Below are 21,362 nucleotides of genomic sequence, written 5' to 3' on the forward strand. Positions count from 1 at the left end.
TCAACACAGTTTCCAATAGTAGTTACCGTATAATCAAAAGTTCCTGGTTCAGTAGGAGTTCCGCTTATGGTAAAAATACCGTTGTTATATGCTCCTATTAATCCTGCCGTAAACTCTCTTCAACAAGATTCGCACTTGTTGCACCTGCTGAAACTGTATAAGAAATGGGCGTTATTGAAGTATTTATGCACAGTGTTTGATCATCGGTTCCTTCCGGAGACGACAAAGCGATAACAGAATCGGCATTTACGATTATTGTTCCACTTAAAGATTCCTGATTACAAGGTCCTTCGGTAGTAACAGTATAATCAAATGTTCCCGATTCTGAAGGTGTACCACTAATAGTAAATTTCCCATCAGCAAATAACCCTATGACATCTTCAGGAAGGTCTCCGGTGAGCACAGCATTATCGCCCCCGCCACCAATCTGATAGATGATAGAGGTCAAAGGATTGTTAATACAAATTGTTTGTTCATCGCTACCTTCGGCAGAGGTTAATTCAATTGTAGAGTTATAATTTACTGTGACTTCCACAGATGCAAAAGCAGAAGGTGTGGCACATTCTGAAGGATCTTCATATCTGCCATAATAAGTTCTTGTTACTTCAGGACTTACCTCTAAATTATTTCCAGTACCTATTTGATTAGTACCATTAGAATCTGTATACCATCTAATCTCTTCTCCGGTTCCACCCCCACCGCCATTAAGGGTAAGGACTGTACTATCACCTAAACAAATTGCATTTTCCGATGCAGACGTAGATACAGATGTCGGATCAGCCGATTTAGAATTCACAGTAACAACAGATGGATTTGAAATAATCTGTGAACAGGACTCCGCCGGACTGCTTATAACTACATCATAGCTACCAGAATCATCCGGAGTTTGGTTGGATATAGTTAATTGGGCAGTCGTAGCTCCGGAAATATTTCCACCATCCGAAAGCGGAATATTATCTTTTCTCCATAAATATTCAGAAATTGTACCTTCAGCAGTAACGGATAATATAATGGGATTGCTGTCTCCGACGCAGCTTTTTATTTCTGCTGTCGGTTGGCCACCAGTAGCAAAAGTTATACTTTGATTAACTTCTAATTGAACTTCATTGGAAATTTCATCGGTACAGGGATCGGATCCTTTAACTAATACCTTATATTTCCCTTTATGAGTTGAGGAAGCCTGACTTACCGAATAATGAGCACTGGTCGCACCTGGAATATCTACACCATCAAGTTGCCATTGATAAGTTAAATTGGTTCCGGTCGCTTCAACTTCAAATTCGAAAGGGAAACCTGCACAAACTATTTGAGACGGATTAGGCTGGGATATTATTAGTACTTTCTGATTTATTGTCAATGCTTTAGTTGACACAGCATTTCCACAGGGTGTATTTCCTGTAGCTGTTAAGGTTAATGTGACCGACCCGGTTTCTCCATTGCCAGGTGTATAAGTAGCTTCAGTAAGAGAAGTAGGATTCGCAATTGTGCCTGTTCCATTCGATGTCCAAAGAATATCCCCATAATTGGATGCCGATGATCCTTCTGTTATACTTATTGGAGCATTAGAACAAGCTGTTACGGCTGTCCCCGCGATTGCTGTTGCTGCTTGTGATATTGTTAATGTTTTAGTTGACACAGCATTTGCACAAGGAGTGATTCCAGTAGCAGTCAAGGTTAAAGTGACAGGCCCGGTTTCTCCATTGCCAGGTGTGTAAGTAGCTTCAGTAAGAGAAGTAGGATCAGCAATTGTACCTGTTCCATTAGAAGTCCAGACAATTCCTGTGTTGTTGGTAGCCGATGATCCTGCTGTAATATTTATTGCAGTATTTGAACAAGCGGTTATTGCTGTTCCTGCAACGGCTGTTGCAGCCTGTGATATTGTTAATGTTTTAGTTGACACAGCATTTGCACAAGGAGTGATTCCAGTAGCAGTCAAGGTTAAAGTGACAAACCCGGTTTCTCCAATGGCGGGTGTGTAAGTAGCTTCAGTAAGAGAAGTAGGATTTGTTATTGTACCTGTTCCATTAGAAGTCCATACAATACCTGTGTTATTAGAAGCCGATGATCCTGCTGTAACATTTATTGCAGCATTTGAACAGGCGGTTATTGCTGTTCCTGCAACAGCTGTGGCAGCCTGTGATATTGTCAAAGTCTTAGTTGACGCAGCATTTGCACAAGGAGTATTTCCAGTAGCAGTCAAGGTTAAAGTGACAGGTCCGGTTTCTCCATTGCCGGGTGTGTAAGTAGCTTCAGTAAGAGAAGTAGGATTAGAAATTGTACCTGTTCCATTAGATGTCCAGACAATTCCTGTGTTGTTGGTAGCCGATGATCCTTCTGTTATATTAACTGCAGCATTTGAACAGGCAGTTACTGCAATTCCAGCAACTGCTGTTGGGGCCTTTGATATTGTCAAGCTTTTAGTTGATACAGCACTTGCGCAAGGGCTGTTTCCTGTAGCTGTTAATGTTAAAATAACAGGACCAATCTCATTTGCACCGGGTGTGTAAGTGGCGGTAGTAAGAGAAGTTGGATTAGTAATTGTTCCTGTTCCATTAGATGTCCACGTAATTCCAGTGTGATTAGTTGCTGATGATCCTGCTGTCATGTTTATTGCGGCATCAGAACAGGCAGTTATGGCAGTTCCTGCAACTGCTGTTGGAGCTTTTGATATGGTCACTATTTTTGTTGATACGGCATTTGCGCAGGGAGTATTTCCTGTAGCTGTTAAAGTTAAAGTTACTAGTCCAGTTTCATTAGTACCTGGTGTGTAAGTAGCTTCAGTAAGAGAAGTAGGATTAGCAATTGTTCCTGTTCCATTAGAAGTCCAATTTATACCAGCGTTATTAGAAGCTGATGATCCTGTTGTAATATTAACAGCAGCATTAGAACAGGCGGTTATTGCGGTTCCTGCAACTGCTGTTGCAGGTTCATTAACAGTTAAAATCATCTCATCAGCAACTACAGGACATTTTACATTGCCTGGTTGCTTAGTACTAATTAATTTAAGACTAATTGTACCAGTAAATGCTGGTGGAGGATTGTAAGTTGGATTTAATAATTTATTATTGCTAAATTCTCCTACAGCTGGAGTCGCAGTCCATTCATAATTTTGAGCATAACCGTTATTTTCACCAGAAAGTACAATTGAACCTCCCTTGCATATAGTTGCGTCTAAACCTGCATATACAGACGCTGAGTTATTTACATTTACCGAGAAAGTCTTTTGAGAACTAGTTCCACAGGCGTTTTTAGCTGAAGCTATTATATTAACATTTCTTCCTGATTGGGCTGCTCCGGTCACCTCGACCGTGATTGAATTAGTGCTTAGGCTCCCCCAACAATATTCCACCCAGGAGGAACTGTCCAATTATAGGAAGTTACATTAGGATCAGGAATAACGGTGTAAACCAAATCTGAGACGGGAGGACAAACGCCTGATGATATATTTACATTTCCAGATGAGGCAACAAATACAGGGGCTGCAGGGGGTGTATAACCTTTCATAGTTATACTATTGCTACTTGTTACAGTTTGGGGGGCTGCACAAGTTGCATTCGACGTCATCTTTACTGAAATCACAGATCCGTCGACTAATGAATTCGCTGTAAAAGTTGATTTGGTCTCATTGGAAATGGGTGTACCATTTCTCAACCATTGATAAGTTGGAGACGCTCCTCCATTTACTGGCGTAGCAGTAAAGGTAACCGGGGTAGAGCCCGATGGTGCCGTTGTACAAATACTAGTAGAAGAAGCAGTTATGGTTACAGATGGTATCTGAGTTGGATTTACAGTTACTGTCTTCGTGGCACTTACGGCTCCGCAAGATCCACCAGCCGTTGTAAGAGTTAAAATAATGGAAGAAGGCGCATTTGCAGGAGCAGTATATGTAGCTGTATTGGGTGTATTTCCAGTATTATTAGCAAAACTTCCACCCGAAACATTAGCCGTCCAAACTGCTGATGTAGCTCCTCCACCAAACGAGCCGCCTAATGCGCCTTATTGTTCCTCCCTGACAAATGGCGGCAATTGCTCCACCAACATTTACAGTTGGGGTTGGGTTTACACTTATAGTTTTAGAATCACTCACTGTTTGACAAGATCCTCCTGCTGTTGTAAGGGTTAAAGTAACCGAGTTTGGTGCATTTGCAGCAGCAGTATATGTTGCTGTATTTGGAGTATTTCCAGAGTTATTTGAAAAAGTTCCACCTGCTCCTCCATCTGTCCATACTGCTGATGTAGCTCCTCCACCAAAAGAACCACCTAAAGCAGCGGTTGTTCCTCCCTGACAAATTGCTGCAATTGAACTTCCCACATCAACAGTAGGGTTTGGATTGATCGTTAATGTCTTGGATGCACTCACAGTTTGACAAGATCCTCCTGCTGTTGTAAGCGTTAATGTAACTGAAGCTAGGTGCATTTGCAGCAGCAGTATAAGTAGCTGTATTAGGTGTATTTCCTGTGTTGTTGGCAAAGGTACCACCTGCACCTCCATCTGTCCAAACGGCTGAAGTAGCTCCGCCACCATAAGATCCTCCCAAAGCGCTAAGTAGTTCCTCCCTGACAAAAAATGGCAATGGAACCACCTAAGCATTGACAGTAGGATTCGGGTTGACGGTGAAAGCTTTGGTGGCACTAATGGCACCACAAGATCCACCCGCGGTGGTAAGCGTCAAAGTGATTGATGATGGTGCATTTGAAGCAGCAGTATAGGTCGCTGTATTCGGGGTACTACCAGAATTGTTGGCAAAAGTACCTCCGGCTCCGCCATCAGACCATATTGCTCCGGTCGCACCTCCTCCAAAGGAGCCGCCTAAAGCAGAGGTTGTTCCTCCCTGACATATTGCACTTATGTTTCCTCCAACATTTACAGTCGGATTTGGATTAATACTTAATGCCTTTGTTGCACTTACTGTTCCACAAGATCCACCTGAGGTAGTAAGGGTCAAGGTAATTATTCCTTGTGCATTAGAGGCAGCAGTATATGTTGCTGTATTTGGTGTATTTCCAGAATTGTTTGAAAAAGTTCCGCCCGCTACATCCGCAGTCCAAACGGCTGATGTTGCTCCTCCACCATAAGATCCTCCTAATGGTCCCGTCGTTCCTCCCTGACAAATGGGGGATACTGCAGTCCCTGCATTAACAGTAGGTAATGCGTTAACCGTTGTAGAAATACTGTTGCTTGTAACTGGCGAAGAATTTTCACAATCTGGCGTCAATACAACTGTAACAATACTGCCAGTTTGAAAATTAGAGGGTGTTGGAAAAGTAGTATTTGAACCGTTAGATCCTTGATTAATTCCATTTACTCTCCATTGAAATTTAGGACTAGTACCTGCATTTTGTGCAGTAGCTGTAAAAGTTACAGTTTCACTAAGCACAAATGGCATTATCTGCTTCACTTGAAGTAATATTAACGGAGGCAGTACCAGTACACTCCTGTCCAAACCCACTCCAGGAGCTTAAAAAAAATATAAATAGAAGAAAGAATACAGAAAGTAATTTTTTTCCCATAGTCGTACATTGTTAGGTGCTTTCAACTATGTTAGGGGATAATTGAAGACGGTTAAATTCTATAATTTCGCTTTGGGGAAAAGCCAATTAACAATCTAAAGTACAGCAATTTAACTATGGTAATTTATGTTTTCGTTGAAAGGCGGTAATAGTCGATGAAGATCAAAAACGGGAGAGGAAACCGATAGCAAAGGATTTAAAATCATCTCTTATACCTACAAATAAAATGTTAATTTCTCATTACGGTACTGTTCTTCCTACAGCATAAAAAAAGCCATAAACTGGAGAGTTTATGGCTTCTGTATTACTAAAAATTTTAGTTTATTTTTCTATCCCATAAATGGATATCTGTAATCTGTTGCAGGTACAAAAGTTTCTTTAATGGTTCGTGGAGAAACCCATCGTAACAGGTTCAGTTTTGATCCGGCTTTGTCGTTGGTTCCGCTGGCTCTGGCTCCACCAAAGGGTTGTTGGCCTACTACTGCTCCCGTAGGTTTGTCATTGATGTAGAAGTTTCCTGCCGAATTTTGAAGGGCTTCAGTTGCCTGTGCAATGGCGTATCGGTCGCCTGAGAAAATTGCTCCGGTTAAACCATACTCACTTGTCTCATCAACCAGCTTAAGGGTTTCTTCCCATTGGCTGTCTTCGTACAAATAAATTGTTACCACAGGACCAAAAAGTTCGGTACACATTGTGGTATATTCAGGACTTGTTGTAAGAATTACAGTAGGCTCAATAAAGTATCCTTTAGACTTATCGTAATTACCACCAACCACGATTTCAGCATCATTATCATTTTTTGCTCTGTCTATATATTCAGCAAGTTTATCAAATGAACCTTCGTGGATCACTGCAGTGATAAAGTTGCTCATATCTTCCGGAGATCCCATTTTAAAAGATTTGACATCCTCAGTCACAAAAGTTTTCACTTGCTCCCACATGCTCTTTGGAAGGTAAACCCTGGAAGCTGCACTACATTTTTGTCCCTGAAATTCAAATGCTCCCCTAGAGATGGCTGTAGCCACTTGTTTAGGGTTTGCTGTAGGATGAGCAAGAATAAAGTCCTTACCACCTGTTTCCCCAACAATGCGGGGATATGTTTTGTAATTGTTGATGTTTTCTCCAATTTTCTTCCAGATTCCCTTGAAGACATGGGTGCTACCAGTGAAATGCACTCCGGTAAAATCGGGGCTTGCAAGTACAGTATCTGTAATCATTACAGGGTCTCCCATTACCATATTAATTACTCCATCTGGTAGACTGGCTTCTTTAAAAACCTCCATTATTACCTGAGCGGAATAAACCTGGCTGTCGCTAGGCTTCCACACTACGGTATTACCCATTAAAGCTGCACTGGCAGGAAGATTTCCTGCGATTGCTGTGAAGTTGAAGGGGGTAATGGCATAAACAAACCCTTCCAAAGTGCTTACTCCAATCTGTTCCAGGCTCCCGGTGTAGATTCGGGCTGCTCTTCATAGATCTGCGCCATATATTCCACATTAAAATTCAGGAAGTCTATAAGTTCACAGGCTGAATCTATTTCGGCCTGGAAAATAGTTTTCGACTGTCCTATCATAGTAGCGGCATTAATCTTGGAGCGGTAAGGTCCTGCAATAAGATCGGCTGCCTTTAAAAAAACTGCTGCTCTTTGTTCCCACTCAAGTCGCGACCATTTTTTCCGAGATTCAAGAGCTGCTGAAATGGCCAAATCTATATGTTCTTTTTTTGCCTGATGAAAAACTCCTAGGTTGTGTTTGTGGTCATGAGGAGGGTGCATGCTTTTTGTGTCCCCTGTTTTAATTTCCTCTGATCCTATATATAATGGTACTTCAATAGTAGATTTCCATAATTTCTTGTAGGTACTTAATACTTCCTCTCTTTCGGGGGTCCCGGGAGAGTATGACTTTATAGGTTCATTGACCGCTGTAGGAACTTGAAAAAATCCTTTTCCCATATTATTTCTTTGATTTTTAGGTTTCTAATTAAGGAGCGTAAAGGTAAAAAAAATTAACCGACTTATGCTCTCGTGAGATTTCTGAAGTTGTCATTTTCGATTATCTTTAAGTTTTAATATTTCAGCTAAATCTAAAACCATTTTGTGTACAGTAACTCTGCTTCCGAATAATGAAACCACAAAAGGCTTTATACTAACTTCAAACAGGGATGAGGCGGCTGAAAGAAAAGCTGTTCCGCCGGAAATCTATGAAGTAAACGGGGTGAACATCCTTTTCCCAAAGGACAAGGTTGCAGGAGGCACCTGGATAGGAGTTGGCGAAAATTGCAGGTTGATCTGTCTTTAAAATGGTGCTTTTGAAGCTCATCAAAGAAAATCAACATATAGGAAGAGCAGGGGAGTGGTGGTAAAGGAGTTACTCTGTGCAGTTGATATTGATTCAGCATTAATGGAATATTATCTGGAAGGGATCGAGCCTTTTATAATTATTCTGGTGGATTGGAGCGACAACCTTAGATTTATAGAATTCGTGTGGGATGGGAACCTTCGGCACATCCAGGAACTACCTTTGGAAGCTCATATTTGGTCTTCATCTCCTTTATATGATGAGGCGATGAGACAAAGTCGTCTTAAATGGTTTAAAGATTTCTTGAAAACTGAAGCTTCTTCAGAAAATCTTTTGAAATTTCATCATTCAGGGGGAGAGGGAAATCCAGAGGTAGATCTTATAATGGATCGCGGTTTTGTAAAAACCCAAAGTATTACCCAGATAATAAATTTTCAGCATTACACCAAAATGGTCTATGAAGATCTAACTACGGGAATAATAACAGAACGGGAAATAAAAACCTAGATTTTTTCTTAATTTAAAGCGAAGGGAGCACTAAGTTTAAAGGAAGGGATTCCTACTTTAAACTTTTTAGAGGAAGTGAAATTGATCATATTAAAATGTCCACTCATTGCCCCAAAAGGTGCTGTTAGGAGGCAAACACTGCTGTAGGTGTGCGATTCTCCCGGTTTAAGCACCTAGTTTCTTGCCAATAACACCTTCTCCCTGTACAACTTCAGTGTTATTAAGAGCATCTTTTATTCTCCAGAATCTGGATTTTAATTGCACAGAGTCTTTGCTCTGATTTTCAATGGTGATCCTATAGCCAAATGCGAAGTTTATTTTATAGTTCTTATAAAATGTGCCTTCGAAATTGGTCTCGACAGAAATCTTTATGCCACTAGTTACCTGTTGTATCATTTTTAAAAGATTGCAAAAGAAGCCGTTAGGGAAAATAAGGCAGCGATGATAGCTAATGTAGTAAATATTCCATTTAGTAGTATAAATTTAACAATGGTTTTAAATCTCCCCTGGCAATAGAACTTGCGCATTGCTTTATAAAGGTAGAACAGGAAAATGAAGGTGAGTATTTCAGTAAAGGTGTCAGACGAGAAAATATAATCCAGAATTAACCCCAGTGCCATCATTATAAAAAAGGTGGTTTGAACATGGAAAGCAAAGACGAGGTGCTCCATATAATTGAAGGGCCTTCTTAGGTAAAGCAACCAGATAAAAAGAGCAAATATTGGCAGGTAAAAGAAAATTATAAAAGGCAATTTGCTAACAAAGTAGTTGTAGAAGATTGATGGATTATCTCGCATACTATTCCAGTCCACCACTTTTTTATAGATCCAACGGTTATAGGTGGAGTTCGTATGATTTAAAGAGTCAATAGCGCTAAATGGTTCTCTAAGCGAAGTTTCCTTATAAAAACTATTGTAGTAATCGGTTTGGGAGATTAGAGAATTATACCAGGGCAGGCTATCCAGTTTTTCCTGACTAATATAATCATTCATATAATTGCCGCCTGCCGTCCCCTGCGAGGTAGCTTCTAAAGAATCTGAAATTTCAATTACCCTACCTGTAGTTTTTGCCGGAGCTGCTATTAGAGAATCAATGTTTATAGCCTCACCACCAGGTACTTTTTTAAGATCTTCCTTTAATTCTTCTCTTTCTTCCGCAGTTAATTCAGTATTATTATTGGTAGAGTTATTTAACATGCTGTCATAGTCACCAGTAAAATTCCAAATAATGAAAAAGATGATAGATGCACTTAAATAGAATCTAAAGGGGTTAGCATACCTTACTCTTTTCCCAAAAATGTATTCACAGGAAATTTTTCCCGGGTAAAAAAGTATGGTAGTTAAGGTTCTTCTTATTCGGGAATCATAAGCAAATAATCCTGCAAAAAATTCATTAAAGAAGTCGTCAAAACTTAATTTCTTAGTGCTGTTTACTTGACCGCACTGGGGGCAGAATTTATCGCTGGTATCTAATGGATGCTCACAATTAAGGCAGCGGTTTCCTCTATGATTTGTTGCAGTACGGGGATTTTTTTGTTGCAGTAAGGCCATTACTACCTGCTTAGTTTGTAATATTAATTGAGTTTGCAGTCCCCACGCCAATAATTTGATCATAACGGGCTCCCAGGTCTCTAAAGTAAACTAAAACCTGAAATTCATTTTCAGTTTTTTCGAAATTTCCGCTAATGAAGCCGGGATCCATAGATTGGTCCTCTTTTAATAGAACATATTTATAATCATAATAGCCTTGTTTAAATAATCGCGCATTCTCGTAAAGACCCGACTCTTTATTGTATTTCATTAAAGTAGATTCGTCCAGTTGAAAATTATTGAAAGCGCCAAAGAGGTGAATTTCCCCACCGCCCAGGGGTTCATAATTCATTAGGGAGAAATGGGTCCAAACATATTCTGCTTCAATATCCGGATCATTTCCCTGTAGAGTTCTTACAACGAACTGCCCGTTGACATCGGGATTATAAGTGTAAGGTTGCTCATCCCTGGACCTGTCAGTAAATAAGAAGTGATGATAGAGATCATTGAGTTCAACCCGGCTTATTTGAACAGTGGGAGCTCTAACATCTTTGCTGTCAAATTTAAGATATTCATTTCCTGCCAAAAATGCGGTGGATTGATCGTACCTGTAGATAAGTTCATTGGCGAGACTGTATTGTGGTTTAATGTTCGTAATAGCCGACTTTAGATTATAGTTTTGCATAATCATGACATTTACTGTTCGTTCAGGATTTCTCAGTAAAATATCTGGTGAGTAAATAGTGAAATTCACAACCTGTTTTTTATTAATAAACTGAAGGTCCCTGGAACGTTTAATGGTTACTCCCACCTGTGTAAGGGGTTGGTAAACCATAAACTTTCTCGAAAAGATCAATTCTTTACTGTTATTGTAAACATTCAGAACATAATTTCCCGTCACTTTTAGGCCCTGGGTATCCCGGTTAGGAATGCTTAATTCATAATGAGTATACGGCTGAAGGGTATTAAACGAATTGGTATAGTTAAAGATTCTCACATCATCAAACCCTAAAAGATATTCAGATTTAACTAGTTCTGAAGGGGTCCAGTCATAATTATAATGTTCTATAGTATAGTAATAGTCTGCTTCGTCCCCAATTATATCATCAAATTTAAGATGGAGCGGTTCTCCTAATGCAATTACAGGATTTCCAGTGACCGAAGAACTTCCCCGGAATTCAATACTGCGTATAAAACCGGGAGCCGGGGTTTCCATTAAGACCTGGGAATAAATACAGGCACTCCATAAAATGGTGAAACACAGTAGTAAGTTCTTCATAATAACAATATTAGGAAAAAGTGTGATGCAATTAATATACCCGAAAAAAAGGCCTTGTTTTTAACAGGTTTGAAGTCTGAAAAATATCTGATTTCTTTGGGAGTTGTAGGGTTAAAATTAGTAAATTTGCGCACCTAAAAAAATAATTTTTAATATACACTCCATCCTATGTCAAAGGACATTCGAATTAAAAGAGGTTTAACTCTACGATTAAAAGGGGAGGCGGAAAAACAAGTTGTTGAGGCCCCAAGGTCTAAAACCTACGCCATTAAACCCCCCGATTTTCACTCAGTAATTCCAAAAATGGTTGTCAAAGAAGGAGATAAACTTCTTGCTTAAGTGATGAAATTTTCTTTTCTAAATATACTGAAGAGGTGAGGTTTACTTCTCCTGTGAGTGGTACTGTTTTGGAAGTTAAACGCGGTGAAAAACGACGAATTTTGGAAGTGATCATTGAAGCTACTTTAATGATGAATACAAAGACTTCGGAAAGTTAAATGCTTCAACGGCAGATGCAGAATCTGTAAAAGATCTTATCCTTAGAAGTGGATGTGGTGCTTTTATAATGCAAAGGCCTTACGATATTGTTGCAGATCCAAAAGATACGCCCAAGTCAATTTTTGTCTCTGCCGTTACAACAGCTCCTCTGGCAGGAGATAAGGGATTTATTTTAAAGGATAAAGTGGCCGCTTTTCAGGAGGGGATTTACGCCTTGCAAAAGTTGACCCCCGGGAAAGTATATCTTTCTGTTGATGAAAGTTCTGCTACTCATCTTAAGGATATTAAAGGGGCCGAAATAGTGCATGTTAAAGGAAAACATCCTGCAGGAAATGTGGGAGTTCAAATCCATAAACTGGACCCTGTTAATATTGGTGAGCGGGTTTGGACAGTGGGACCTGAGGATGTTGCTATAATTGGAAATGTTTTTCTTACCGGAAGGTATCTCGCAAATCGTACTGTTGCAGTAGTGGGCAGTGAAGCTAAAGACAGAAAGTATTACCAAATTAAAATAGGAGCAAACTCCAATGAGTTAATTGGAAGAATTCCAGAGAATGTAAGGATCATTTCCGGAGACGTGCTTACAGGTACAAAAATCTCCAATAATCAACACCTGGGATTTTATCACAACACCCTTAGTTTAATTCCGGAAGGAAATCAATATAGAATGTTAGGGTGGTTACCATTTACATATAATAATATCCATTCCAGTTCCAGGACTTCCCTGTCCTTCTTATTTCCCAAGAAAAAGTATGAACCTACTACCAATTTAAATGGGGAGGAACGTGCTTTAGTGGTGACGGGAGAAATGGAAGAAGTAGTTCCTATGGACATATTCCCTATGCAATTGATTAAGGCTTGTATGGCGGGGGATATTGAAAAAATGGAAAACCTGGGAATTTATGAAGTAGCTCCTGAAGATTTTGCTTTAGTTGATTATGTAAATACTTCTAAAATTGAAACACAGGAAATTATACGGTTAGGTTTGGATTTAATGATTACTGAAGTAGGTTAAAAAGTTTAATTATGGAATGGATAAGACAGAGATTAGATAAATTTAAAAAGCCATTTAATAAGGGAGAGAAATTTGAAAAATATGCTCCTGCCATTAATGCTTTAGATACTTTTTTATTTACCCCTAACCATACTACAAAAACTTATGCTCACATTAGGGATGCTGTAGATTTGAAAAGGGTTATGATTACAGTGGTTATTGCTTTACTTCCTGCTTTAATTTTTGGAATGTGGAACCAGGGATACCAATTCCTTTCGCAAATTCAGGCAGAAGTTGGATTCTGGGAGGCCTTTGGTCACGGAGCGTCAAAAATACTTCCTATGATTGCCGTTTCTTACGGGGTGGGATTAGGAATTGAATTCGCATTTGCTATTATGCGGGGCCACGAAGTTAACGAAGGATACCTTGTTACCGGGTTGTTGATCCCTATGATAATGCCAATAGACATTCCATTGTGGATGGTAGCTATTTCTGTAATTTTTGCAGTTATTATAGGTAAAGAAGCTTTTGGAGGAACAGGAATGAATATTCTTAATCCCGCTTTAACTGCCCGGGCTTTTGCATTCTTTGCATACCCTACTTATATGTCTGGAAACTCGGTTTGGGTGAGCAATGCATACGAACTCGATGCAGTATCGGGAGAGACTATTTTAGGTAGTCTTGCAGCTGGCGAAAAGGTGCAGTACGATGCCTGGGATATGTTTGTGGGAGTGATTCCCGGTTCTATAGCAGAGACTTCTACCCTGTGTATTCTTGCTTAAGTGCGGCCTTTATGATCTTTGCCGGAGTTGGTTATTGGCGAATAATGTTGAGTTGTTTCGTGGGGGCTATAGTAATGGGGCTTATTTTTAATTCCCTTCCTTATTTTGGTTTTGAAGGAAATGCCCTAACAAATTTCCCCTGGTATAAACATCTAATTGCCGGAGGTTTGGCTTTTGGTATAGTGTTCATGGCTACAGATCCTGTTTCGGCATCACAAACCACACGGGGAAAATATATATATGGATTTTTAATAGGATTTTTTGCAGTAATGATCAGGGTGTTTAATCCTGCGTATCCGGAAGGTATTATGCTTGCGATCCTGTTAATGAATGTTTTCGCGCCTGTAATTGATCATTATGTAATACAGGGTAACGTTAAAAAGAGATTAAAGAGGAGAGATACTTCTATGAATCCACAAATTAATACAGCTGTTTAAAAATGGAAGAGAAATCGGTCAATAAAACAAACACTAACTCCTATACATTTATTTTTGCTATAGTGATGGTGGTGGTAGTGGGTAGTATTCTGGCTTTTGCCGCTACCTCGTTGCAGCCTACGCAGTATGAGAATATGCGTCAGGAAAAAATGCAGAACATTCTTGCTACTGTTGGTGTTGAAACGGACAGGGCAGGAGCTGAAGAATTGTACAAAAAGTACATAACTGAGGAAATTGTACTTGATTACGAAGGAGAAATAAAAGAGGGTGTAGAAGCTTTTGATGTGGATCTTGCTAAAGAGATCAAAAGAGAACCTTTGGAACAAAATTTTCCATTGTATATCGCCGAAGTTGAAGGTGAAAAATATTATATAGTTCCACTACGAGGATCGGGATTATGGAATGCGATCTTTGGTTACATCTCTCTTAAAGATGATGTAAACACCATAAAAGGAGCCGTCTTTGATCACCTTGGGGAAACTCCCGGATTGGGAGCAGAAATTACCCAGGAATGGTTTAGGGAGCGGTTCACAGATGAAAAGATCTTTGATGGTTCAGGTAATTTAATTGGAGTGTCGGTTGTTAAAGGAAACAGCAGTACTTCAAAAGATGACAATCAGGTTGATGCAATTTCCGGGGCTACAATTACTGGAGATGGGGTATCAGATATGATTTCAGAAAGGCTTCAATACTATTTACCATACTTCAAAAGCCAAACTGACGTAAAAGTTGCAAATAATTAATATTATGGCACAGGAAAAAAATTTAAACCCTGAGCAATCTGCTGAGGTAACACAAAAATCACGGGAAGATAAGAAGAACGCAATGGTTCTTTTCTTATCAGATTCTGAAGAAAAAGAAAGTTTTCTCTCTAAGAGAAACAGGAAACTACTTTCAGATCCTTTAAATGATAATAACCCTATAACTGTTCAGGTGCTTGGTATTTGTTCAGCACTTGCAATTACAGTGCAGCTGGAACCAGCTATTGTAATGGCTTTAGCGGTAACAGCGGTAATGGCTTTCTCTAACATGATTATTTCAATGTTGAGAAATATGATCCCGAGTAGGATCAGAATTATCGTTCAGCTTGTTGTAGTAGCATCTTTGGTGGCATTGGTAGACCAGGTTTTAAGGGCTTATGCTTATGATGTGAGTAAGCAGCTTTCAGTATTCATTGGTCTTATTATTACGAACTGTATAGTAATGGGACGCTTGGAAGCCTTTGCTCTTGGTAATGGTGTCTACAGGTCTTTTCTTGATGGGGTAGGTAACGCTGCCGGATACGGATTAATTCTTGTTATTGTAGCTTTCTTCAGGGAATTGTTAGGTGCTGGCAAATTGTTCGGCTATGAAGTTCTTGGCCATAAAGGAGCTACCCTTGCAGAATCTACTCTATTTATATGCTATAGGATATGAAAATAACGGATTAATGCTCCTCTCCCCAATGGCTCTTATAGTTGTTGGTATTTTGATCTGGTTCCAAAGATCCAGAAACCGAAAACTAATTGAGGCCTAATCAATAACAGCTAAAAAATATATCATGGATTACGTAAATTTATTTGTCAGGAGTATTTTCATAGAGAATATGATCTTCGCCTATTTCCTTGGGATGTGTTCATACCTGGCAGTTTCCAAAACAATGAAAACAGCTGTGGGATTAGGTGCTGCGGTTATTTTTGTACTTACAATGACCGTTCCTATTAACTTCCTTCTGGACAACTACCTGCTTCGTCCCGGTGCTTTATCCTGGTTAGGAGCAGAATATGCAACGATTGACCTTAGTTTCCTTAGTTTTATTATGTTTATCGCCGTTATTGCGGCAATGGTGCAACTGGTAGAAATGGTCGTTGAGAAATTTGCTCCGGCTTTATATGGGGCTTTGGGTATCTTCCTTCCACTTATTGCGGTTAACTGTGCTATCCTTGGTGGCGCGTTATTTATGCAGCAAAAGGATTTTCCGGGAATAGGATACGCAGTAACTTATGGGTTAGGTAGTGGTATTGGCTGGTTTCTGGCCATTATAGGTATTGCAGCCATCCGTGAAAAAATTACTTATTCTAATGTGCTTACTCCCCTTAAAGGATTAGGTATAACTTTCATTATTACCATTTAATGGCTCTTGGATTTATGAGTTTTATGGGAATCAAATTATAATTAGAAGATATGACAGTTATTATAGCAAGTGTAATTGTATTTTTAGTATTGATCTTAATATTGGTGGGTGTACTTTTAGGTGCTAAAGCCAAACTTGTTCCTTCAGGACTTAGAAAAATCAATATTAATAATGAAAAGGATCTGGAAGTTGGATCGGGTGGAACTTTATTGTCTACTTTGGGTGAAAACAAATTATTTTTGCCATCTGCCTGCGGTGGTGGTGGTACTTGTATCCAGTGTAAATGTATTGTTTCTGAAGGTGGGGGATCTATTCTCCCTACAGAGGAGCCACACTTTACACGTAAAGAAATTGCTCAGGGTTGGAGACTTGGTTGCCAGGTAAAGGTAAAGCAGGATATGAAAGTTCAAATACCTGAAGAGGTGTTTGGAATCAAAAAATGGGAGGCAACTGTGGTACGTAATTACAACGTGGCGTCTTTTATTAAAGAATTTGTAGTTGAAATTCCTGAAGATATGGACTATCGGGCAGGAGGTTATATTCAAATTGAAATTCCAAAATGCGAAGTTAAGTATCAGGATATGGATATTACTGCCCATCCTGATGAGCATCCGGAAAATCCACAGAAGTTTAAAGAGGAATGGGATAAGTTCAACTTGTGGCCTCTTGTAATGAGAAATACTGAAACAGTGGAGCGTGCATATTCTATGGCTTCTTACCCTGCTGAAGGAAGAGAAATTATGCTGAACGTGCGTATTGCTACCCCACCATGGGACAGAGCAAAGAATGGATGGATGGATGTTAATCCTGGAATCGCATCTTCCTATATCTTCTCTTTAAAGAAAGGTGACAAATGTATTATCTCAGGACCTTACGGGGAATTCTTCATCAATGAAAGTGAGGCAGAAATGCTTTACGTAGGTGGGGGAGCAGGGATGGCCCCTATGCGTTCGCACCTGTACCATCTTTTTCGTACTGTAAAAACAGGAAGAAAAGTAACTTATTGGTATGGTGGACGTTCAAAAAGAGAATTATTCTATACTGAACATTTCCGTGCTCTGGAAAGAGATTTCCCTAATTTCCGCTTTTTCCTTGCCCTTTCTGAACCTCTTGAAGAGGACAACTGGAAGGTTAAGAAAAGTATAGATGATGAAGGAGATGGATTCGTAGGGTTTATCCACCAGGTAGTTATTGACAATTATCTTAAGTTCCACGAGGAACCTGAAGATATTGAATATTACTTTTGTGGACCGCCCCTTATGAATAAAGCCGTAGAAAAAATGACTGATGATTTTGGGGTACCACCTGAAAATGTGAGATTTGATGATTTTGGTGGTTAACCTGTACCATACAATAATAGAACAGCTGCCAAAGGGCGGCTGTTTTTTGTTAAGCCTATTGTGATTTTTAAAAAGGATCAACAATATTCTTTAGCAGAATTGTAAATTTGCAGCTAGTATGAAAACGGAACTTACTCAACAGGAACTTCATAATCTTGCGATGAATATCGTAGGACAGGATCTTGAGGAAAATGGTTATGAATTTCTGGGGGTCAACAGTGAATTTAAAACAAATCCCCAGTTTGTAGCACTAAAAGAAAAGAAGTTGCACTTCGTGGTTGTTAGAGCAATTACCTATCCAGATAACCCAAAAAATTTTGATCTTGCATTGATGAAGAAGGTGAAGGATCACGCAGTAAAATTTAATGCACGAACCTTCTATGCCGGGGTAGGTCTTGCGAATTCACAGGATTACGAAAAGCTTATGGTAAAAGAAGAAGATTATATTATAAATTATGACGGACTTCAGGAAATTGAGTAAGCTGTTCTTTAGTGGTTTTTTTATTATTTTATTTTTGGCCTGTAATAGTCAGGAATCCAAAGAACAGATCTATAGCGGAGAGGCCCTGGGTACTTCTTATCAAATTAAATTTTTCTATCCCGAAGAACTGGAACTGCAGGAAAGTCTGGATTCCATTTTTAGAAATATTAATGAATCGATGAGTACCTATCAGGACAACTCTGACATCTCCCGAATCAATGCCGGAGATACCACTATTATGGTTGACGAAAATTTTCGTAAGGTCTTTATGGATTCTTATCAAATCTATATTAAGAGCCGCGGTTTTTTTGATCCCACAGTTGGAAATCTTGTAAATGCCTATGGATTTGGACCGGAATCAGGAGAGGCAGAATTAGACCAGGAAGAAGTAGATTCAATGCTTCAGTACGTAGGTTTCAATAAGCTTAAACTTTCAAATGATAACCACATTATAAAGGATCATCCTGAAATATATCTCGATTTTAATGCTATAGCCAAAGGCTATACTGTTGATGTACTTGCTTCATATCTAGAAAGTAAAGGAGTTGAAGATATTCTCGTAGAAGTTGGTGGAGAGCTTGTAGCCAAGGGGAAGAACCTCGGTAAAGATTTCCCCTGGACCGTGGGAATTGATGATCCTCTCCAGGTCGAGGGAAAGAGGTCCCTTACAGCTGCCCTGCGTCTGGAAAACAGAGCTATGGCAACTTCGGGTAATTATAGGAAATTTAGAGTTGATTCCAATTAGGAGAAGATTCGTACATACCATTAATCCACTCACAGGTCTTTCAGAAAAAAGTAATCTTTTAAGTGCCACGGTTCTTGCTCCTACATGTTCCCTGGCCGATGGTTATGCAACCGCGTTTATGGCTATGGGGTATGAAAGGGCAGTGGAGCTGGTAGAGAAATTAGAAAAAGTAGATGTTTATTTAATTTATTCGACGGCAGAGGAAGAAGTTAAAGTGTATTCTACTCCCGGTTTTGAGCAGGCACTTCTTAAAGAATAGGTTTATGACAAACAGGAATAATTTCTCCCTTTGCCAATCTATATCTTTCAACTTCTTCTGAAGGTAAATCCCTGGAATATTCTACTTCCTCTACTTCAAAACCAATGCTTCTTAATTTCTCAAAGTAGTCCCTGCCGTACACTCTTACGTGATCATACTGTCCAAAGATTTTAGCTCTTTCTTCCCTTGAAGTTATAGAATCATCTTCAAATGTAACCTCACGGGAAAGGTCCTGAGGTATTTGTAGAATGGCCGTGCCACCCGGTTTTAAAACTCTAAAAAGCTCCTGCATGGCCCGGGTATCATTTGGAATATGTTCCAGAACATGATTGCAAAGAATAAAATCAAAAGAACTATCTTCAAAAGGTAAATTACAAATATCAGCTTTTACATCAGCTAAAGGAGAGTTAAGATCGGTAGTAGTATAATTAAGGTTTTTTAATTTCCTGAAACGGCTATAGAAGGCTTGTTCCGGAGCAAAATGTAAAACTTTAAGGTTATCCCTAAAGAATCCTGTTTCGGCATTTAAGTAGAGCCATAAAAGCCTGTGCCTTTCCAAAGACAAAGTAGAAGGAGAAAGAACATTCTCTCTTTGATTCTCGTATCCGTAAGGCAGAAATTTCCTAAAGGTTTTTCCATCTATGGGATCTTCAAATTTATTACCCTTAAGAAATAGCTGGAGGAATGGCTTAGCCAGGTAACTAAATCGAATGAGTAAAGGGCGGGGAATGGTATTTAAAACTTTCCTGAAGATCTTCATACCTCAATATCGCCCCAATTTTCTCCCGATTTTATGCGATATAATTGCATTTCTGAAACTCCAAATTGTTTTGCCAAAACCCGAATCCTTGTTTTTCTATTAGGGTCCAGGAGTTTCTTTTTGAGAATAACCGCTTGTGCATAGGTGAGCTTGGAATAAGAAGTAGCCTGTCTTAATTTTCTTTTAAGCTTATTCTCCTGTACCTGCGGATTGTTATACTGGTGTAAGGTCCAATCTTTTTTTGTAACCCACTCTAAATTTGAAACCTGGTTTTCATGTTTCACGTAGTTTTTGTGGATTACGTATTGATCATTTTCACCTTTTTCCAGAAATAGTTCGGCAATGACGCGATGAAAATAATAACTTTTATTTTTTCCTGATTTCAGGACAACAACAAATGAAAGATATCCTGCCGTTTTTCCCCCTGAGAGTAATTCTCCTTCCGGATTTTTAACGTAGCTGATAACCCGTCCATAATTGGAAACTTTATATACGAACCTGTCCTGCCAGATATCCTTATGAAGAGTTTTCCATTCCTCGTGCCGATAATTTTTAATCATATACTTTAGACCTGAAATTGTCCTCTTCAGTACTTTCTATTCCCAGAGCATCATAGATGTATTTGAATGTAGAAAGAAGTTCTGGTTTTCCATCCAAAATAGCGACATCATGTTCAAAATGAGCGCTCGGCTTATTGTCTGCCGTTAGGATAGTCCAACCATCTTTTAATTGTTTTATTCGTTGGGTGCCAAGGTTAATCATAGGTTCAATCGCTACGACCATTCCTTCAATAAATTTTTTACCTCTGCCTCGTTGACCGTAATTTGGCATTTCAGGGTCCTCATGCATTTTTGTGCCTAAACCGTGACCTACCAGCTCTCTTACAACTCCATAGCCGTGGTCCTCACAATATTTCTGGATTGCATAAGCTACATCTCCAACACGATTTCCAATACGAAATTCATTAATTCCCACGTATAAAGATTCCTTCGTGACTTCTAAGAGCTTCCTGGTTTCTTCGGCGATTTCACCTATGGGAAAAGTATAAGCGTGATCTCCATAAAATCCATTTTTCTTAGCCCCGCAATCAATAGATATGATGTCACCTTCCACCAAAGGAACATCGTTTGGGATTCCATGTACCACCTGTGCATTGGGACTCATGCAAAGTGTGTTTGGAAAATCGTATAATCCCAGGAAAGCGGGGACTGCTCCCTGCTCCCTTATATATTCCTCTGCCAGTTTATCCAAATATAATGTAGTAATACCGGGTTTAATTTCAGCAGCTAACATGCCTAATGTCCTTGAAACGACTAAGGCACTTTCTCTCATTAATTCAATCTCTTCCCTGGTTTTTGTAACCATCATAATTTTGATTTAAGGTAATGTAAAACATCTTTACCTCGTTTTTTGTTCCTAATAATATTTTGTGACCTTGGCCCGCCTGCCGAGGCAAGGGAATGATAAATTTCTCCCCAGCCTTTTAGACCACCAATATTTCTATCATCTATAAAAATATCAGCCTGAATCTTCCTGCTGATCCTTTCTTCAAAAACTTCTTCGGGATAACTTTTATTTACTGCATAAAAATTAATTCCCTTGCTTCTGCAAAATTCTACAGCTTCTTCAAGTTCATTTCCGCATCTATAGGTCCACAGTATAAGATGGTGCCCTTCGTCCTGAAGTTTTTTCAAAGTTTCAATTGCAAACAAAAGTGGTTTTCCTATTCGTGGATACCTGTTCTCTACTATGGTGCCGTCAAAATCAACAGCAATAGTTAATTGTTTGTGCATGTCGCAAAGTTAAGAAGAAAAAAATTCTTACACG

At 39.3% G+C, this 21,362-nt stretch carries 18 protein-coding genes and 6 pseudogenes; 11 read left to right on the forward strand and 13 right to left on the reverse strand.

The window, feature by feature from the left end; genetic code table 11:
• Window positions 1-97: 97 nt before the first annotated feature.
• The 6 genes and pseudogenes from LZ575_RS20790 to pruA all read right to left on the reverse strand — a co-directional run bounded on the left by LZ575_RS20790 (window position 98) and on the right by pruA (window position 7,465).
• Window positions 98-3,349: an immunoglobulin domain-containing protein gene (locus LZ575_RS20790; RefSeq protein WP_235327063.1), complete on the reverse strand. Its 3,252-nt coding sequence runs from the start codon at window positions 3,347-3,349 to the stop codon at window positions 98-100.
• Entirely contained in the window at window positions 3,325-3,564 is a 240-nt protein-coding gene (locus LZ575_RS20795; protein ID WP_235327065.1) for a hypothetical protein, read from the reverse strand. Before LZ575_RS20795 ends, LZ575_RS20790 begins: the two co-directional genes overlap by 25 nt.
• A 376-nt stretch (window positions 3,565-3,940) precedes the next feature.
• On the reverse strand, window positions 3,941-4,360 hold the full coding sequence (locus LZ575_RS20800; RefSeq protein ID WP_235327067.1) for a hypothetical protein: 420 nt from the start codon (window positions 4,358-4,360) through the stop codon (window positions 3,941-3,943).
• Window positions 4,314-4,574, reverse strand: coding sequence for a hypothetical protein (locus LZ575_RS20805; protein WP_235327069.1), 261 nt, complete (start codon window positions 4,572-4,574; stop codon window positions 4,314-4,316). Before LZ575_RS20805 ends, LZ575_RS20800 begins: the two co-directional genes overlap by 47 nt.
• Before the next feature lie 9 nt (window positions 4,575-4,583).
• Window positions 4,584-5,399, reverse strand: a complete 816-nt coding sequence (locus LZ575_RS20810) for a hypothetical protein (RefSeq protein ID WP_235327071.1) — start codon at window positions 5,397-5,399, stop codon at window positions 4,584-4,586.
• A 441-nt stretch (window positions 5,400-5,840) separates the two neighbouring features.
• Window positions 5,841-7,465 (reverse strand): annotated as a pseudogene (pruA, locus tag LZ575_RS20815) (L-glutamate gamma-semialdehyde dehydrogenase).
• A 142-nt stretch (window positions 7,466-7,607) separates the two neighbouring features.
• On the opposite strand from pruA, the gene LZ575_RS20820 reads away from it, so the two are divergent.
• Together LZ575_RS20820 and LZ575_RS20825 are read left to right on the forward strand one after the other, a co-directional pair.
• Window positions 7,608-7,811, forward strand: a complete 204-nt coding sequence (locus tag LZ575_RS20820) for an NRDE family protein (protein ID WP_235327073.1) — start codon at window positions 7,608-7,610, stop codon at window positions 7,809-7,811.
• Between the two features lie 54 nt (window positions 7,812-7,865).
• On the forward strand, window positions 7,866-8,318 hold the full coding sequence (locus LZ575_RS20825; protein ID WP_235327075.1) for a hypothetical protein: 453 nt from the start codon (window positions 7,866-7,868) through the stop codon (window positions 8,316-8,318).
• Window positions 8,319-8,326: 8 nt separating this feature from the next.
• On the opposite strand, the pseudogene apaG reads toward LZ575_RS20825, so the two are convergent.
• The 3 genes and pseudogenes from apaG to LZ575_RS20840 form a co-directional block, all read right to left on the reverse strand.
• Window positions 8,327-8,714: pseudogene (gene apaG, locus LZ575_RS20830) on the reverse strand (Co2+/Mg2+ efflux protein ApaG).
• A gap of 2 nt (window positions 8,715-8,716) precedes the next feature.
• Complete coding sequence (locus tag LZ575_RS20835) at window positions 8,717-9,931, reverse strand: DUF3667 domain-containing protein (protein ID WP_235327077.1); 1,215 nt, start codon at window positions 9,929-9,931, stop codon at window positions 8,717-8,719.
• Window positions 9,879-11,126, reverse strand: a complete 1,248-nt coding sequence (locus LZ575_RS20840; protein ID WP_235327079.1) for a DUF5103 domain-containing protein — start codon at window positions 11,124-11,126, stop codon at window positions 9,879-9,881. The genes LZ575_RS20835 and LZ575_RS20840 overlap by 53 nt, the downstream gene beginning before the upstream one ends.
• A 168-nt stretch (window positions 11,127-11,294) precedes the next feature.
• On the opposite strand from LZ575_RS20840, the pseudogene LZ575_RS20845 reads away from it, so the two are divergent.
• From LZ575_RS20845 to LZ575_RS24070, 9 genes and pseudogenes are all read left to right on the forward strand, one after another.
• Window positions 11,295-12,639 (forward strand): annotated as a pseudogene (locus LZ575_RS20845) (Na(+)-translocating NADH-quinone reductase subunit A).
• An 11-nt stretch (window positions 12,640-12,650) separates the two neighbouring features.
• A pseudogene (locus LZ575_RS20850) lies at window positions 12,651-13,837 on the forward strand (NADH:ubiquinone reductase (Na(+)-transporting) subunit B).
• Window positions 13,838-13,839: 2 nt separating this feature from the next.
• The gene (locus tag LZ575_RS20855) at window positions 13,840-14,580 is read left to right on the forward strand and encodes a Na(+)-translocating NADH-quinone reductase subunit C (RefSeq protein ID WP_235327082.1); all 741 of its coding nucleotides are present in this window, start codon (window positions 13,840-13,842) and stop codon (window positions 14,578-14,580) included.
• Window positions 14,581-14,662: 82 nt separating this feature from the next.
• Window positions 14,663-15,353 (forward strand): annotated as a pseudogene (locus LZ575_RS20860) (NADH:ubiquinone reductase (Na(+)-transporting) subunit D).
• A 24-nt stretch (window positions 15,354-15,377) separates the two neighbouring features.
• Window positions 15,378-15,991 (forward strand): annotated as a pseudogene (gene nqrE, locus LZ575_RS20865) (NADH:ubiquinone reductase (Na(+)-transporting) subunit E).
• Between the two features lie 9 nt (window positions 15,992-16,000).
• Window positions 16,001-17,290, forward strand: coding sequence for an NADH:ubiquinone reductase (Na(+)-transporting) subunit F (nqrF, locus tag LZ575_RS20870; protein ID WP_235327084.1), 1,290 nt, complete (start codon window positions 16,001-16,003; stop codon window positions 17,288-17,290).
• A 118-nt stretch (window positions 17,291-17,408) separates the two neighbouring features.
• Window positions 17,409-17,771 carry a Na(+)-translocating NADH-quinone reductase subunit F gene (locus LZ575_RS20875; protein WP_235327086.1) on the forward strand — a complete coding sequence of 121 codons (363 nt, stop codon included), beginning with the start codon at window positions 17,409-17,411 and terminating at the stop codon, window positions 17,769-17,771.
• Window positions 17,746-18,516, forward strand: a complete 771-nt coding sequence (locus LZ575_RS20880) for an FAD:protein FMN transferase (protein ID WP_311195886.1) — start codon at window positions 17,746-17,748, stop codon at window positions 18,514-18,516. The genes LZ575_RS20875 and LZ575_RS20880 overlap by 26 nt, the downstream gene beginning before the upstream one ends.
• Entirely contained in the window at window positions 18,503-18,775 is a 273-nt protein-coding gene (locus tag LZ575_RS24070; protein WP_311195887.1) for an FAD:protein FMN transferase, read from the forward strand. Before LZ575_RS20880 ends, LZ575_RS24070 begins: the two co-directional genes overlap by 14 nt.
• On the opposite strand, the gene LZ575_RS20885 is transcribed toward LZ575_RS24070, so the two are convergent.
• Genes LZ575_RS20885 through LZ575_RS20900 form a run of 4 tightly spaced genes read right to left on the reverse strand, consistent with a single transcriptional unit; the run spans window position 18,765 to window position 21,328 of the window.
• A complete protein-coding gene (locus LZ575_RS20885) occupies window positions 18,765-19,535 on the reverse strand; it encodes a class I SAM-dependent methyltransferase (RefSeq protein WP_235327088.1) in 771 nt (256 codons plus the stop codon). The genes LZ575_RS24070 and LZ575_RS20885 overlap by 11 nt on opposite strands.
• Entirely contained in the window at window positions 19,532-20,095 is a 564-nt protein-coding gene (locus LZ575_RS20890) for an HNH endonuclease (RefSeq protein WP_235327090.1), read from the reverse strand. Before LZ575_RS20890 ends, LZ575_RS20885 begins: the two co-directional genes overlap by 4 nt.
• Entirely contained in the window at window positions 20,088-20,903 is an 816-nt protein-coding gene (gene map / locus LZ575_RS20895) for a type I methionyl aminopeptidase (RefSeq protein WP_235327093.1), read from the reverse strand. Before map ends, LZ575_RS20890 begins: the two co-directional genes overlap by 8 nt.
• On the reverse strand, window positions 20,900-21,328 hold the full coding sequence (locus LZ575_RS20900; RefSeq protein WP_235327096.1) for a BT0820 family HAD-type phosphatase: 429 nt from the start codon (window positions 21,326-21,328) through the stop codon (window positions 20,900-20,902). The genes map and LZ575_RS20900 overlap by 4 nt, the downstream gene beginning before the upstream one ends.
• Window positions 21,329-21,362 lie beyond the last annotated feature (34 nt).

This window comes from Antarcticibacterium sp. 1MA-6-2 (assembly GCF_021535135.1).
In the GTDB taxonomy this organism is placed as follows: domain Bacteria; phylum Bacteroidota; class Bacteroidia; order Flavobacteriales; family Flavobacteriaceae; genus Gillisia.